Annotated in this window: 12 protein-coding genes; 6 read left to right on the forward strand and 6 right to left on the reverse strand. The window is 52.2% G+C overall.

Translation table 11 applies throughout. From position 1 onward, the window contains the following. From B5F25_RS16645 to B5F25_RS16665, 5 genes are all read left to right on the forward strand, one after another. Positions 1–1,392 carry a TolC family protein gene (locus B5F25_RS16645; RefSeq protein WP_174490715.1) on the forward strand — a complete coding sequence of 464 codons (1,392 nt, stop codon included), beginning with the start codon at positions 1–3 and terminating at the stop codon, positions 1,390–1,392. A gap of 28 nt (positions 1,393–1,420) precedes the next feature. Then, positions 1,421–2,188 carry an acyl-ACP--UDP-N-acetylglucosamine O-acyltransferase gene (gene lpxA / locus B5F25_RS16650; RefSeq protein ID WP_013617643.1) on the forward strand — a complete coding sequence of 256 codons (768 nt, stop codon included), beginning with the start codon at positions 1,421–1,423 and terminating at the stop codon, positions 2,186–2,188. Positions 2,189–2,322: 134 nt separating this feature from the next. Continuing rightward, complete coding sequence (locus B5F25_RS16655) at positions 2,323–3,702, forward strand: hypothetical protein (protein WP_087250866.1); 1,380 nt, start codon at positions 2,323–2,325, stop codon at positions 3,700–3,702. After that, positions 3,689–4,639 carry a GDSL-type esterase/lipase family protein gene (locus B5F25_RS16660; protein ID WP_022041101.1) on the forward strand — a complete coding sequence of 317 codons (951 nt, stop codon included), beginning with the start codon at positions 3,689–3,691 and terminating at the stop codon, positions 4,637–4,639. The genes B5F25_RS16655 and B5F25_RS16660 overlap by 14 nt, the downstream gene beginning before the upstream one ends. Beyond that, a complete protein-coding gene (locus B5F25_RS16665) occupies positions 4,617–6,098 on the forward strand; it encodes an MBOAT family protein (protein WP_087250870.1) in 1,482 nt (493 codons plus the stop codon). The genes B5F25_RS16660 and B5F25_RS16665 overlap by 23 nt, the downstream gene beginning before the upstream one ends. Before the next feature lie 207 nt (positions 6,099–6,305). Here B5F25_RS16665 and B5F25_RS16670 read toward each other — a convergent pair whose 3' ends face one another. The 5 genes from B5F25_RS16670 to B5F25_RS16690 form a co-directional block, all read right to left on the reverse strand. Next, on the reverse strand, positions 6,306–6,788 hold the full coding sequence (locus B5F25_RS16670) for a radical SAM-associated putative lipoprotein (protein WP_087250872.1): 483 nt from the start codon (positions 6,786–6,788) through the stop codon (positions 6,306–6,308). A 12-nt stretch (positions 6,789–6,800) separates the two neighbouring features. Beyond that, positions 6,801–7,880 carry a TIGR04133 family radical SAM/SPASM protein gene (locus B5F25_RS16675; protein WP_087250874.1) on the reverse strand — a complete coding sequence of 360 codons (1,080 nt, stop codon included), beginning with the start codon at positions 7,878–7,880 and terminating at the stop codon, positions 6,801–6,803. Between the two features lie 79 nt (positions 7,881–7,959). Beyond that, positions 7,960–8,460 carry an NUDIX domain-containing protein gene (locus B5F25_RS16680; protein ID WP_087250876.1) on the reverse strand — a complete coding sequence of 167 codons (501 nt, stop codon included), beginning with the start codon at positions 8,458–8,460 and terminating at the stop codon, positions 7,960–7,962. A 168-nt stretch (positions 8,461–8,628) separates the two neighbouring features. Next, positions 8,629–9,321, reverse strand: a complete 693-nt coding sequence (locus tag B5F25_RS16685; protein WP_087250879.1) for a response regulator transcription factor — start codon at positions 9,319–9,321, stop codon at positions 8,629–8,631. Continuing rightward, on the reverse strand, positions 9,318–10,706 hold the full coding sequence (locus tag B5F25_RS16690) for a HAMP domain-containing sensor histidine kinase (RefSeq protein WP_087250881.1): 1,389 nt from the start codon (positions 10,704–10,706) through the stop codon (positions 9,318–9,320). The genes B5F25_RS16685 and B5F25_RS16690 overlap by 4 nt, the downstream gene beginning before the upstream one ends. A gap of 456 nt (positions 10,707–11,162) precedes the next feature. Between B5F25_RS16690 and B5F25_RS16695 the strand changes: the two genes are divergently transcribed. Further along, positions 11,163–13,469 carry a TonB-dependent receptor gene (locus B5F25_RS16695; protein ID WP_087250883.1) on the forward strand — a complete coding sequence of 769 codons (2,307 nt, stop codon included), beginning with the start codon at positions 11,163–11,165 and terminating at the stop codon, positions 13,467–13,469. Between the two features lie 100 nt (positions 13,470–13,569). Here the strand turns inward: B5F25_RS16695 and B5F25_RS16700 are convergent, their stop codons facing one another. Further along, positions 13,570–15,090: a Gfo/Idh/MocA family oxidoreductase gene (locus B5F25_RS16700; RefSeq protein WP_022041093.1), complete on the reverse strand. Its 1,521-nt coding sequence runs from the start codon at positions 15,088–15,090 to the stop codon at positions 13,570–13,572. Positions 15,091–15,305 lie beyond the last annotated feature (215 nt).

The following is a 15,305-nucleotide window of genomic DNA, read 5'->3' on the forward strand; positions in this document are numbered from 1 at the left end:
ATGATAATGAAGAAACAAATAATAGGAATTGTGTGCGTAGCTGCTATGATGAGCAGCTGCCACATTTATAAATCGTATGACCGTCCGGAAACGATAGATGCTTCGGGCATCTACCGTGACCCGGTTTCGCCTACGGATACGTTGGCAACAACCGATACGACAAATATGGGAAACCTGCCTTGGCAAGAAGTTTTCCGCGATGCCAAGCTGCAGGCGCTTATTGAAGAGGGATTGGCGAACAATGTGGATTTGCAGGCTGCCGCCCTTCGGGTGGAAGAAGCGAAAGTCATGCTGACTGCTGCCAAGTTGTCTTATCTCCCTTCCATCAATCTGGCTCCTCAAGGTACTGCAACCAGCATGGATGGAGGAAATTATGTAAAGGCTTATACGCTGCCGGTTGCAGCCAGTTGGGAACTTGATTTCTTCGGTAAGATTCTGAATACGAAACGCGGGCAGAAGGTGGCTTATCTTCAGAGCCAATATTCTGAACAAGCTACACGTTCGCAAATCATTTGCGGCATTGCGAATACGTATTATTCTTTGTTGATGCTCGACCGTCAGGTAGAGATTACAAGCCAGACTGTAGACATCTATAAGGAAAACGTACGCACGATGGAAGCGATGAAAATTGCCGGAATGACTACCGAGGCTGCTGTAGCCCAGATGCGTGCCGCTTACCATCAGGTACAGGCTTCGTTGCTGGACTTGCAGCGTCAGGTGCGTGAAACTGAGAACTCGCTTTGCGTGCTGTTGGCAAAGACTCCTCAGCCGATTGACCGCAATACTTTGGATGAGCAGGTGATGCCGGAAGATTTGACGGTAGGCGTTCCTTTGCAATTGTTGGAAAACCGTCCCGATGTTAAGATTGCCGAGATGACTTTGGCAAGTGCATATTATACAACCAATCAGGCGCGTGCTGCGTTTTATCCGGGATTGAACATTACGGCTACGGCAGGTTGGACGAACGGGTCGAACATTTCGGTTGCCAATCCGGCTGAGTTCATGTTTCAGGCATTGGCTTCATTGGCACAACCTATCTTTAACAATGGCAAATTAGTGGCTAACTTAAAGGTTTCGAAAGCTGAAGAAGAGATTGCACGTATGAATTACCAGCAGACCATTCTGGAAGCCGGAGAGGAAGTCAGCAATGCCTTGCGTCTCTATGATACACAGGACAAGAAGCTGGAACACGATCGTCAGCAGGTAGACCAGTTGGACAAGGCGGTTACTTATACCAAAGCATTGTTCCAAAGTGGTGATGCCACATACCTGGAAATCCTGACGGCACAGCAGAACCTGCTGAGCGCTCAATTGACCGAAGTTTCGGACAATATGCAGCGCATACAGGCAGTCGTTTCTTTGTATAGTGCATTGGGCGGAGGTAGAGAATGAGATTTATTAACCTTAAAATAAAGCAACTATGATCAGTCCTTTAGCTTATGTTGACCCGTCTGCAAAGATTGGCAACAATGTTACGGTTCATCCGTTTGCCTATATCGATAAGAATGTCGAGATAGGGGATGACAATGAGATTATGCCTTACGCAAGCCTGATGAGTGGTACACGTATGGGTAACGGTAACAAGGTCTGTCAAGGAGCAGTGATTGCAGCTGTTCCGCAAGACTTTGCCTATACAGGAGAAGATACCATTGCACGCATCGGAGACAATAATGTGATTCGTGAGAATGCCGTGATTATCCGTGCTACACATGCCGACCATGAAACATCGGTGGGTAATGGTAATTTTATCATGACCGGTGCACGTTTGTCGCACGACGTGACAGTGGGCAACCGGTGCATTATCGGAAACGGTTCGCAAATTTCGGGAAACTGCATCGTTTTCGATTGCTCTATCTTGACATCGAATGTGCTGATGCAAGGAAATACGCGGCTGGGAAGTTATTCGGTGGTGCAAGGAGGCTGCCGTTTCGTAAAGGATATACCTCCTTATATCGTGGCAGCGCACGAACCGATTGAGTTCTACAGCATCAGTACGCTTGTGCTGGAGCGTGCAGGATTCTCTGAGACCTTAGTCAAGCACATTGCGCAGGCATACCGTATTTTGTACAAGGCAAATACCTCACAGCACGATGCGCTGATCCGTATCAGGGAGCAGATTCCGAATAGTCCTGAAATTGAGAACATCATCAAGTTTGTGGAATCTTCCAAGCTGGGTATCATTCATTGATTTGTATCTCTTGTTGAGATAAGCATAAAAACTTCCAAAGCCCGTAAGGAGCTTTGGAAGTTTTTTTATTTGGTACGTGTGTGGCGTATGTCGAAAATCTGTTATCTTTGTGCCGTTTTTTTAGTGTGAGAACGATGAAAAATAAAGTTACATCCACGTTTCTCTTTGCTTTGCTGGTTGCAGGAGGTTTGTTGGCGATGTATTTCCTGCCTGTCTTGAAGATTGGGAGATATACGTTGCGCAAAGTTGATTTACTGTCCGACTTGCGCCCCGACCCTGTGGAGGAGGTGCTGGCAGACTCTGATTCTTTGGTGTTGCCTCCGGTGGTGAAGCCTGCCTTTGTCGATACGTGCAAGACCGGAATGACTTGCATCGAAGACTATGCCGATTCTACGATGCGGGGGATGTCGCATTTCTACGAAGCCTTGTCGGCTTGTCCGACGCTTCACCGTCCCGTGCGTATTGCTTATTTCGGAGATTCGTTTATCGAAGGAGACATTCTCACTGCCGATTTGCGTGCCATGCTTCAGTCGCGTTTCGGCGGTTGTGGTGTCGGTTATGTCCCGGTTACTTCCCGTGTGGCAGGATTCCGCCCCACGGTTAAACATACGTTCAGCGGTTGGAAGACCCATTCGGTTACTGATTCGGTGGGCTTTAACCGCCGTTTGCAGGATTTGTCCAATCATTATTATTATCCTTCGCCGGGTGCCCGTGTTACGTTGAAAGGTTTGGGTACATACGCTGACCATCTGGGAGCGTGCGAGACGTCTTCCTTCTATTTTGTTTCGCTCGACTCCATCCGGCTTTCGGCTGTACTCAATCAGGGAGCGGATACGGTTTCGTATGCTTTTGCCGGCGACAGCCTGTTACAGGCAGCTACGGTGCAGGAGGATATACGTAGTGTCGAATGGAGAGTAGAACATACAGATTCTACTGCTATCTGTTACGGTGTGACCATGGATCCGTCTTCGGGCATTGTGGTTGACAACTTCAGTACCCGGGGCAGCAGCGGGCAGCAGTTGGGCGGTGTGCCGATGCCGATGTTGCGGGCGTATAACCGGCTCCGTACATACGATTTGATTGTCTTGCAATACGGTTTGAATGTGGCATCGGAAGGTATAACGAATTACCGCTATTACACTTCCGAAATGGTGAAGGTAATCAACCGTTTAAAAGAGGCATTCCCGCAAGCTTCCTTCTTGCTGGTCAGCATCGGAGACCGTGAGTCGAAGGATGAGACAGGCAAGTTGCGTACGATGCCGGGTGTCAAGAACCTGGTGCGCTATCAGCAGGCACTGGCTGCCGAGACGCATATCGCTTTTTGGAATCTTTACGAAGCGATGGGGGGAGAAGGCAGCATCGTGAAGATGGTGGAAAGCAAGCCTCAGATGGCAAACTATGATTATACTCATATCAATTTCAGGGGAGGGAAACACTTGGCTGGATTGTTATTTGAGACATTGATGTACGGCAAGGAACAGCATGAGAAACGGAAGGCTTATGAAAATGAATAGGTTACGATACGCTTTAGCATTGCTCTTTCTGATGGGGCAATGGGTATACGCGCAAGACACCATACCCGTCCAGCCCAAGCCGGACAGGCATTCGGAGCCGATATATTCCAGTGAAGAGATGACCCGGCTTATGGAATTCATTGCCGTAGACAGTCCGATGCCGGATAAGTTCTTGCAGACTGAAGATAATGTTCTGACAGACCCGACGGCTTCTTTAGCGCCTTTCTTTGCAAAGTTAAAACGGTTGGACCGTCCGGTACGCATTGTGCATATCGGCGATTCGCATGTACGTGGACACGTCTTTCCGTATGTGATGCGCCGTTGTCTGGAAGATGATTTCGGAATGAGGGCAGTAGAAGACCTTCCGGTGTCTTATCAGACTTCGGGATTGGCGGTGGAAACAGGCAGGGAAGGAGTGGTGTATCATATCTTGGGGGTAAATGGAGCTACTTGCGCTTCGTATTCCACGCCCGAACGTTTGCAAAAGGTGGCAGACTTGCATCCCGATTTGGTAATCGTGTCATTTGGAACAAACGAGGCGCACGGGAGGCGTTATTCTGCTTCCGAACATACAGAAGCTATGAGAACCATGCTGGCTGTATTGAAACAGCAATGTCCCGATGTGGCTTTTTTATGGACAACTCCGCCCGGTGCTTACGTTAGGAACGGACGGCGCGGACCGCGTGTCATCAATCCGCGGACACCTTCGGTGGTAAGTACCGAATTGCGTTTCGCACGCGAGAACGGGCTTGCCGTTTGGGACTTATACGATATTGTGGGAGGAAAGGAGCGTGCCTGCCTGAACTGGAATGCGGCACATTTCTATCAGCGTGACAAGATTCATTTTACGAGAGAAGGATATATAGTACAAGGTTTATTGCTTCACGAAGCATTCATAAAGGCTTACAACGATTATGTGGCAACTGGATTGGAGTAAACTGGCAGAGGTCCTGACTTATGACCCCAGCCAGCCGATGATATTCAACAGCGGACTGTTTCTGTTTCTTTTTTTAGGGTTCAGCCTGGTTTATGCGCTGTTGCAGAAAAAGACGACGGCACGCCTGCTGTTCGTCACGGCATTTTCGTATTATTTCTATTACAAAAGCAGCGGCATTTATTTTTTCCTGTTGGGAATTGTGACGGTGAGCGACTTCCTGCTTGCCCGGCAGATGGTGCATACGGTCGCTCATTGGAAAAGGAAGTTTCTGGTAGTTGTCAGCCTGTGCATTAACCTGGGCTTGTTGTGTTACTTCAAATACACCAACTTCTTTTACGAAATGCTCTACCCTTTGTGGAACGGAAGTTTTGAACCGCTCGACATCTTCCTGCCGGTAGGCATTTCCTTCTTTACCTTCCAGTCGCTCAGCTACACCCTCGATGTGTATAGGGGCGACCTGAAACCGCTTTCCAGCTTGCTCGATTATGCTTTTTATGTATCGTTCTTTCCCCAGCTGGTGGCGGGTCCCATTGTGCGTGCCCGCGATTTCGTGCCTCAGATACGCCAGCCGCTTAGGGTTACTAACGAGATGTTCGGGCAGGGTATCTTCTTTATCGTGAGCGGTCTGTTCAAGAAGGCGGTCATATCCGATTACATCAGCATCAATTTCGTGGAGCGCATCTTCGATAATCCCGGTTTGTATTCGGGATTGGAAAACTTGTTCGGGGTATATGGCTATGCGCTGCAGATTTATTGCGACTTTTCGGGGTACAGCGATATGGCAATTGGGCTTGCCCTGCTGTTGGGCTTCCGTTTCCCCATCAACTTCAATTCGCCATACAAGTCGGACAGCGTGACCGATTTCTGGCATCGCTGGCACATATCCCTTTCTACGTGGCTCCGCGATTATCTGTACATTTCGATGGGAGGGAACCGCAAGGGGAAGGTCCGCACGTACATCAACTTGATTGTAACGATGCTTTTGGGAGGCTTGTGGCACGGAGCTTCTTGGAATTTCATCGTGTGGGGAGGGCTTCATGGAGCAGCGTTGGCGGTGCATAAGTTCTTGCGCAGCCTGTTGCACCGTCCCAAGACCTATCGCAGTACGGGGATTCGGCGTTTCTTTGCGGTGGTGATTACCTTCCATTTCGTCTGCTTCTGCTGGATATTCTTCCGCAACACCACGTTCGAAGGTTCGCAGACGATGATCCGCCAAATCTTTACTTCGTTCCATCCCGAATTGTTCGTGCAGTTGATTACGGGTTATTGGAAAGTTTTTGCGCTGATGGCGTTGGGTTACGTGCTTCATTGGTTGCCCGATAGCTGGCAGGATGCGTGCAGCCGGGGCGTGGTCCGCCTTCCGCTGGTAGGGCAGGCGTTGCTGGTCATTGTGTTGATATTTATCGTGATTCAGGTAAAGAGCAGCGACATCCAGCCTTTCATTTACTTCCAGTTCTAAAAGAGAAGTATCTTTAATGTTGATATTGTGAAGAGACATTGCTGCATGCTCCGATGCATATAGCTTTTCCCTCAGTCCTTATAGCCAGGACTGCAGTCCTGATAGGCTGGGACTGGAGTACTGACTGCAGAGGACAGCAGTCCTGACTATACAGGACTGGCAGGACAATAGGGTGTGTTGGTTTTCGCAGTTGAATGCGTCTGTCGTTTATTCCGTATCTTTCTTCAGCTTCTTTTCGACGGTGAACTCGTATTGCCCTTGGTACCAGCTTCCGTGCCCTTCTTCGACGAGTGTAGCTTCCATATCAGCGATGTTTGTACTGTCTGGTTGGAATAGCCCTCCATTCGCTTCTCCGTCGATGTCATCGAAGTAGACTTTCTGCTTGCCGATACCTCCGGTAGTGTTCATTTCGTTGGCAAATGCCCCTTGCTTGTCGGTGTAGACCGTATCGTCCATATACGGATTGGGCGTGTTGTCCCACGCATTTCGGATAATGACCCGAATGTTCTCAATCGGGTTTCCGGCTTCATCGGTCACGGTGCCTTTTACCCGATATTCTACAGAAGGGCTTCCGTATTCTAATGGATAATCATCAGGGTAATCACCATTGTTTTCATCGTCGCAGGCGGTAAATCCTAATGCGACCAGTGCGCCCGACAGGAGGCGCGTCATCCATTTGTTTGTTTTCATATACGTTTTGATTTATGATTTGGTGAATAATTTGTGCAAATGACATACTAACAGTTCGCCTTTCTCGTTGCGCAGGTGCATGCCGTTACCCCGGCAATAGCGGAAATAGTCGCACGAGGCACATTCGCCGGTGCGCATCCATTCGCGGTCGCGATAGGGGAGGAAGCGGTTTTCCCATACTTCCATGAACTCGTCCTGATAGATGTTGCCTTGGTGATAATCGGCGCGGATGCTGGGGCACGATGAAATGGAACCGTCTATCAGTACCGAGCCGACGGTGATGCCTGCCTGGCAGCTGAACAGGTGGTCGCGTACGTCTCCTTCGTAGTTGCCCAAGAAGCCTTCGCATCCGTAACTGATGCGGATGTCTCCGGATTGGCGCGTGCGTTTGATGAAGTCCAGCATCCCCCGGAACTCTTCGGGAGAGAGTTGCAGTTCGGCATCGTGCGCCGCCCTTCCTATGGGGAACACGGTGAAGAGCCGCCAGCGTTTCAGTCCGATGCCGATGAGGTATTGTTTCAGTTCTTCCAGGTAAGGGTAATTGTGCTTGTTCACGCAGGTCACTACATCGAACACGAAGCCGGGTAAGGCTACCAGCATACGGATGGCTTTGATGGCACGGTCGAAGCTTTCCGGATGTCCGCGCATCCAGTTGTGTTCTTCCTTGAATCCGTCCAGACTGACGGTAGCCGAGTGCATACCGGCACGGATGAGGCTTTCCAACCGTTCGGGAGTAAGGAACAATCCGTTTGTCACCATGCCCCAAGGGAATCCTTTTTCGTAAATGGCTCGTCCGCATTCTTCCAAATCTTCGCGCACCAGCGGTTCGCCTCCGGTCAGGATGACGAATACCTTGTGCGGGTCGGTGTGTGCGGCTACATTGTCCAGCACCCGCAGGAAATCTTCTTTCGGCATGTCCTGGTAGCCGGCTATCTTTTTGCAATCGCTTCCGCAATGGCGGCAATGCAGGTTACAGCGCAGCGTGCATTCCCAGAACAATTGCCGCAACGGATGTTCCTTGATAAGGTTGTCGGTAAGCTTCCGGTTGATTTCCAACCCCAGGCGTTTGCGTAGTGTAAGTGATTCTTTCATAAACAATGTTTTTCACATTTTTATTAAGTAAATGAAAGAAAACTTCGAATACTGCATGTCATGTCCTGTTTTTTTACGTTCAGAAGCCCAACCGTTTGAATTCGTTTTCGAAGTTAGGCGTGAAGATGCCTGTGCCTAATGCTTTCCGGATGTCCTCTAAAGTCCAGAAGCGTCCGCCGTCCAGTTCGTCGCTGGGGGTGATAGTGCCGTCGTAGGTAGTGCGGTGACTGAACACCAGTTCTTTTTCACGGTCGGATTCGAAGACGTAATGCGTGAGGAGTTGGGGCGTGAAGCCGGTAATGCCTAATTCTTCGCGTGCCTCCCGTATCAGAGCCATTTCCACACTCTCGCCCAGGTCGATGTGTCCTCCTACCGACGTGTCCCATTTGCCGGGCTGGATGTCTTTCCATGCCGGACGGCGTTGCAGGAAGAGTTCACCTCGGCTGTTGAACACGTGCAAGTGTACCACCGGATGCAGCAGTTTGCTCCCGTTGTGGCATTCGCCCCGCGTGGCTGCTCCCGTTATGTTTCCCTCTTCATCTACGAGGGGGAACATTTCTTTTTCGTTGTCGCTTGTCATATCTTGATTCGTTTATCGGATGAAAAAATCACCACAGGGGACACAGAGTATCACAGAGGAAAATTTAAAGACTCTGTGTGCCTCTGTGGCCTCTGTGGTGAAATATTGCTTGTTTTATCGTCACAAAAATAAGCATTTCATCGGATTTATCCGGCATTGCCTGCCGATTTATTCGGGAGAAACCGTCCGCAGCACGTAGCCTTTTTTCTTGATGGACTCGATGCGTATGCCCGAATCGTCTTTCAGGTAGTGGCGCAGGTAGGAAATCTGCACGTTCAGCGCAAGCGAGTTGGCGTACGAGTCGTTTCCCCATACGTGGGTCAGGATGTCTTCGCGGTAGACGGTCTGGTTGATGTTTTGGAACAGCAGGGTCAGTATTTCCGCCTGACGCGAGGTGACGGTGTGCGCCGTGCCGCATACGGTCAGCTCGTTGGTTTCGGGCGAGAAGATGGTATGGCTAGCTTGGTAGTGCGGCTTGTCTTCGCCGGTACTGTCCGCGAAACGTTCTTCTATCTTTGCCAATAGTTCTTCGGGATAGAAGGGCTTGGGGATGTAGTCGTTCCCTTTCAGGCTGAATCCTTTCAGGCGGTCGGAGATTTCGGTGCGGTCGGACAGGAAGAACAGCAGCACTTTCTTGTCCCAGCTGCGGATTTGCCGTGCCACCTCGAATCCGTTTATCTCCGGCATATTGATGTCCAGCAATACCAGGTCGGGGCGGCAGAGGCGGAACTGCTCCAACGCCTGCTTCCCGTCGGGCACGTGTACGACTTCGTAGCCTGCTTTTTCGAGGAAGCGTTTCAAGAACAACGAATATGTGGCGTCGTCGTCGGCAAACAGGATTTTTAAGGGTGAATCGTTCATTGCGGTATAGATATATAAAAGGTGGTACCTCGGTTTGGTTCGCTCTCTACGCGGATGTGCCCGCGGTGGGCTTCCACCAAGCTTTTTACGTAGCTCAGCCCCAGTCCCAGTCCCGGAATGTTCTCGCGGCGCACTGCCGGGCTGCGGTAGAATTTCTCGAAGATGTGTTTCAGCTCGTCGGCTGGGATGCCCCTGCCGTTGTCGCTCACCTTGATGTCTGTCCGGTTGCCCGTCTGGCGGAGGGTAATTGTAATGACGGCTTCGCCCCGCGCATACTTCACGGCGTTTTCCAGCAGGTTGCTGAAGATGTTGCTGATGTGCATCCGGTCGGCTTTCACGAGGATGTCTTGCGGCTCGGAGTCGATGCGGATGCTCACGCCCTGCCTTTCGGCCTTTTCCGCCAGCGGACGGAGGAGGGCGTTCAGGCTGAACACGGTGCGGTTGAGCGGGATTTCCTTGAAGTCGCCGTAGGTCATGTCGCGCAGCTTCGAGAAGTAAGCGGAGAGGTTGTCCAGCTCTGCTTGTGCATCGGCAACCGCTTCCCGGCGCAATGTTTCATCGCGGCTCATTTCTTTGTCCTTAAGTACCGACATCAGGATTTTTAGCGACTGTACGGGGCGTTTCAGTTCGTGAATCATCGCGTGCAGGAAGTCGTTGCGCAGGCGGTTCAGCTTCCGTTCGCCGTGAATGGTGCGTGCCTGGTAGATGAGGCAGAGTATCAGGAGGACTGCCCATACGGCAGATGCCGCCAGCATCCAGTATATCTCTTTCAGCAGCGTGCCGGTCTTGAGGCTGCCTCCGATGAAGACGCTTTCCCGGTTCAGGGGGTTGATGCCGAACTGCAGTCGGTACGTGGGGCGGAAGAAACTGCCTGCCGACACGGTCTCGATGTCCGCCAGCAGCTGCCGTCCGGCAGAGGCGGTGACCGTGAGTGCCGGTTCGTCCAGCCGTTCGCGCAAGAAGGCTTCCAGTGCTTGTGGGGAGGCAAGCCCGCGTTCGCTTGCTACGTAGCGTGTGACCAAGGTACTCCAGTTGTTGTAGGAGACGGAAGCAGGCAGGTAGAACGTGTCGGTCTGCAGCGTCAGGCGTGTGTTCCACCGCACGATGCCGTTTTCAACGTACGAGCCGGGCACCGAAGTGTAGGTGTCCAGCAGCTCATGGGTTTCGGCGGTAAAGAGGTAGACCACGAAGCCTTTGTCGGACGGAATCTGCATCTGTTGCCGGAAGAAGTCGCCGCAGCATTGTCCTACCAGCCGTTTCTGTTCGTCGACCGCCTGCTCCAGCGCGTGCCGGCACTGCAGGCGGAAGCCGATTGCCTGCGCTATCAGAATGGACAGCGAGGCGACTATGGTGACGAGGTTTATCCAAGGGACTGATTTCTTCATAAGCGTATGTTTGATTGTGCACGACAAAGATAGCGGAAAAAACCGGAACTGTGGCGCGGAGTAATAAAATAGTAATATAGGCGTAACCCACGGGTAAGGATTATTTTTCGCCGCCGGGAAGTTTTGCCGTTACTTTGCAGCGAGTTCCAGCCGGATAAGTATTGTCGGAGGCTCGGATGATGCCAATCCTACAGGATAAGTGCTGTCGGAAGCTCGGACGATGCCAATCCTGCAGGATTTGTGCTGTCGGAGGCTCGTACGATGCCAATCCTGCAGGATAAGTGCTGTCGGAGGCTCGGACGATGCCAATCCTGCAGGATAAGTGCTGTCGGAAGCTCGGACGATGCCAATCCTACAGGATAAGTGCTGTCGGAGGCTCGGACGATGCCAATCCTGTAGGATAAGTGTTGCCGACTGCGGACGGAATGATAAATCTTAACGAAAACAAAACATACGATGATGAAAAGAATGATTTTTACAGCGATGTTGCTGCACTGCGTCTGTGCAGGCATCGGGGCGGACAGCCTGACGGGAAAAGTGACGGATGAGGCGCATCGGGGAGTGGCGTACGCCAATGTGGTGCTGCTCGCGCTGCCCGATTCGGTTTTTGTGGCTGGCACGGTGAGCGATGCCGACGGATGTTTCATGCTGGAGGCTTCGGCTCCGGGCGAAGGCTTGCTGCGGTTCTCGTGCTTGGGCTACCGCTCGTGCACGGTTCCGGCAAGCGGCTTTACGGGCGAAGTGACGCTGTGCGAAGAGAGCGTTCGGCTGCAGGGCGTGGAGGTGGTGGCGGAACGTCCCGTTCATCAGCTGAAAGACGGCGCGCTGCTGACCCGCGTGGAGGGCACGGCGTTGAGCCAATACCACCGCATCAACGATATGCTAGCAGTGTTGCCGGGGATGACGTTCACCGTGTCGGGCGAGGTGGAAGTGTTCGGCTTGGGCACTCCGGTGATTTACATCAACAACCGCAAGGCGCGTGCCGACGAGCTGCAGCAGCTCACGCCGCAAGACATCCGTTCGGTGGAGCTGATTACCAATCCGGGCGCACGCTACGACGCCGAGGGGAAAGCGGTGCTGAAGGTCTATACCTTGCGCCGTGACGACGGGCATGCCTTGCTGGCGGAGCACGTGTCGGAGCAGGGCAGGCGGTATTCCGACTACGAGACGCTGCGCTACGACTACTGGAACCGGAAGCTCCACGTGTCGGCGTATTACCAGTATGCCGATTACCGTTCGGTGGTGAACCAGCCGCAATCGCACGAGCTGGTGTTGGGCGACAGCCTGTATCTGTACCGGAATCCCGACCAGGGCGACCGCCGCGACACGAAGCAACATACGTGGTACGCTAATGCAGATTATGAGCTTACCGCCCGTCACGTGATAGGGGCGAAGGTGGAAGGCACACATACACGTGACTATACGTTCCGTACCGGGAGCCTGGCATACGGGTGGAGCCATACGCCGCTGGCGGAAAAGGACATCGACAACGATTACCTGAACCGCACCGACGTGTATCACGCCAACCTGTTCCATAACGCCGACTGGAGCGACCGGCTTTCGTCCGCCCTCAACCTCGACTTTGTGTACAACCGGAACCGCTACCGGCAGGCGACGGCGGAAACAAGTTCGGGCGAATGGCTGGAAACAGAAAGCCGTGGGAAGGGGAATTTGTCGATTGCCTCGGGCCAGTTGGCGTTCGATTACCGCCCTGCCTCCGGTGTGCAGGTGGGCTTTGGAAGCGACGTGAGCCGGGTGCATACGCACAACGAACTGCAGAGCACGGCAGACAATGTGGCGGCTTCGCTTTACGATGAAGACGAGGTGCGTGCGGCGGCGTTTGCGGACGTGTCGGCAGAGGCGGGCAGCTTCTCTTTCCGGGCAGGTGTGCGTTACGAATATATGCAGATGAAGTTCCGCGACCGGCTGGACGCTTCGGGCAACCTGACCCACCGCTTTCACAACGTCTATCCTTCGGCAAGCGTCAGCTACAAGCGTAACGGCTGGAGCCAGACGCTGTCTTTCTCGTCGCGCACCACACGTCCTTCGTTCCGCCAGCTGAGCAACGCCGTCTATTACAGCAACGAGTTCATGTACCAGCGGGGTAATCCGCTGCTGCTTCCTGCCACGGCGTACAAACTGGAGTGGAGCATCAGCCACAAACCCTTTTATTTCAGCGCGAGCTATACGTACGAGAAGAACCACCTGTCCACCTGCCATGAGGAAGAAGCGGGAAACCGAATCATCAGCACCTTTTGCAATTACCGCCGCATTCAGTACCTGAAGGCGACGCTGAACATTCAGAAGACGTTCGGCATCTGGCATCCTTCCCTTACGCTGGGCATCAGCCAGCCCTTTTTCGAAGTGATGTACCGGGGCGAGCCGCTTGCGTATAATTCGCCCAACTGCACCGCCGCGCTCAACCAGCAGTTCACGTTCCGGAAAGACTACCTGCTGAGCGTGTATTACGCCTTCTATTCCGGCGGCGATTTGGGGAGCGTGTCCATTCGTCCTTACCAAATGCTGAATCTGGAATTGCAGAAAGATTTCTTCGAGAAGCGTTTCAGCGTCAGTCTGAAGGCTTACGACCTGCTGCACACCATGAAGTTCCGTGAAGAGCAGCGTGAGGGAAACCTCCGTTTCACCCAGACCGAAGACTACCAGCTATGGAATTTCTCCGTCAGCCTGGTCTTCCGTTTCAATCAGTTGAAGAACACGTACCGCGGCAAGAACTCTTCGGCAAGCGATATGGAGCGGATGTGACGAAAGGTATTAGGTGACAAGGTACTAGGTACTAGGTTCTGAATAGCTTGGTTTACATCAGCAGGACTATTTGAAACCTAGTCCCTGGTCACCTGGTTACCTAGTTACCTGATTTCAGTTTTGCCGTGAATGCCTTGGCTTTTTCCAGTGTGGCAGCTTCCTCTTCGGGAGAGGCATAGGCATGCTTGTATCCTTTTATCACGTTCCATTCACCGCGGGTGAAGTCGGGGAAAGCTACCGGTGCGCAGCCATTGTCCATCGACAGTTCGCCCAGTTCGGCAAGGCAGCACCATTCGGCAAGGTCGTACACGTCCATGTCCAGCGGCAATCCGTTCTGCAGGCAATATACTAAACGGCTGTCCATAATGAAGTCCATACCTCCATGTCCGCCTACTTCTTTTGCCATCTCGCCATATTTCTTCAGGATCGGGTGCTGGTATTTGGCTACCAAGGCTTCTTGCTCAGCTTTCGGAAGGAAGCCGTGTGCGCTGAGGTCGTCCACTTTCGGCTGTACGCCCGAAGCCGAAAGCTGTTCGCTGTCGAGCGCATAGCCTTCTACCGGATATTTGTTGGCGAATCCTTTCGTGCCGGTCAGCTGGTACAGGCGGCTGTAAGGCTGGGGTGTCATTACATCGTGCTGGATTTCAATCACCTTGCCGTTTGCTGTGCGGATAAGGGTGGTGGTATGGTCGCCGTTGCGGAAATTCGTGCAGGCGGAATCGGTGCGTGCTTCTACCAGTGCCTTGCCTACTACCGACTTGGTGTCCATCGCTACCAGCGTCTCCATGCGGTCGCCCCGGTGGATGTTCAAGGCTTGTGCCACGGGACCTAAGCCATGGGTAGCATATACGTCACCGCGGTGTCGCATGTTGTAGTCCAGCCGCCAGCCCAGCTTGTCGTCCTCGCCGTTCTTCCAGTAGTGGTCCCAAAATTCGTTCAAGTTGTGGATGTAAGCTCCTTGTGCACGGATAATTTCGCCGAACACGCCTTGTTGCGCCATGTTCAACGTGTTCATCTCGAACCAGTCGTAGCAGCAGTTCTCCAGAATCATGCAGTGCTTGCGGTTCTTTTCGCTCAGGTCAATCAGTTCCCAGCATTCTTTCAGGTTCATAGCCGAAGGTACTTCGATAGCTACGTTCTTGCCGTTCTCCAGTGCGCATTTGGCGATGGGGAAGTGGTGTAGCCAGTCGGCGGCGATGTACACTAAGTCGATGTCATCGCGTTTGCACAACTCTTCATATCCTTTCTCGCCGGAGTAGATGGCGGCTTTGGGCAGCGAAGCTTTCTGCAACAATTTCTGGCAGGCTTCGGCACGCTCCTGTTCATAGTCGCACAAGGCTACAATCTGTGTACCCGGAATGTAGGTGAAGCGTTCCACGGCTCCCGGACCTCGCATGCCTAACCCTACGAATCCTACACGTACCACTTCCATTTTGGGAAGGGCAAGCCCCAATACACTTTTCTGTCCCGCTGGGCGTTCGGGCGTTTTTACTACGATGGTTCCTTGTTTCCATTCCCACTGTGTGCCTTTATCGTTTGTCTGCACTGTCGAGTCGGGTTGTGTAGTACAAGCTCCAAGGGCTAAACACAGCCCTAAAGCCAATGTTTGGATGGTTTTCATACTTCTTTTGTTTATGGTTTTTATAATGGATGTTTTTGTTTGAAACGCAGATTTTCGCGGATTGACGCAGATTTGAATGCTTTGCAATCAGTCGATTTGAGAAGCTGTTTTGAATTTCTCCAAAAAGTTTTTCTTGGCTTGATGTATCCGTTTTCGTGTGTGCTTTGGGCGATTTTTTGGTCCTTTTCGCTCCTGTTCTTCGTCAGATAGCCCGC

The sequence above is a fragment of the Bacteroides sp. An19 genome, assembly GCF_002160215.1.
Taxonomy (GTDB): domain Bacteria; phylum Bacteroidota; class Bacteroidia; order Bacteroidales; family Bacteroidaceae; genus Phocaeicola; species Phocaeicola intestinalis.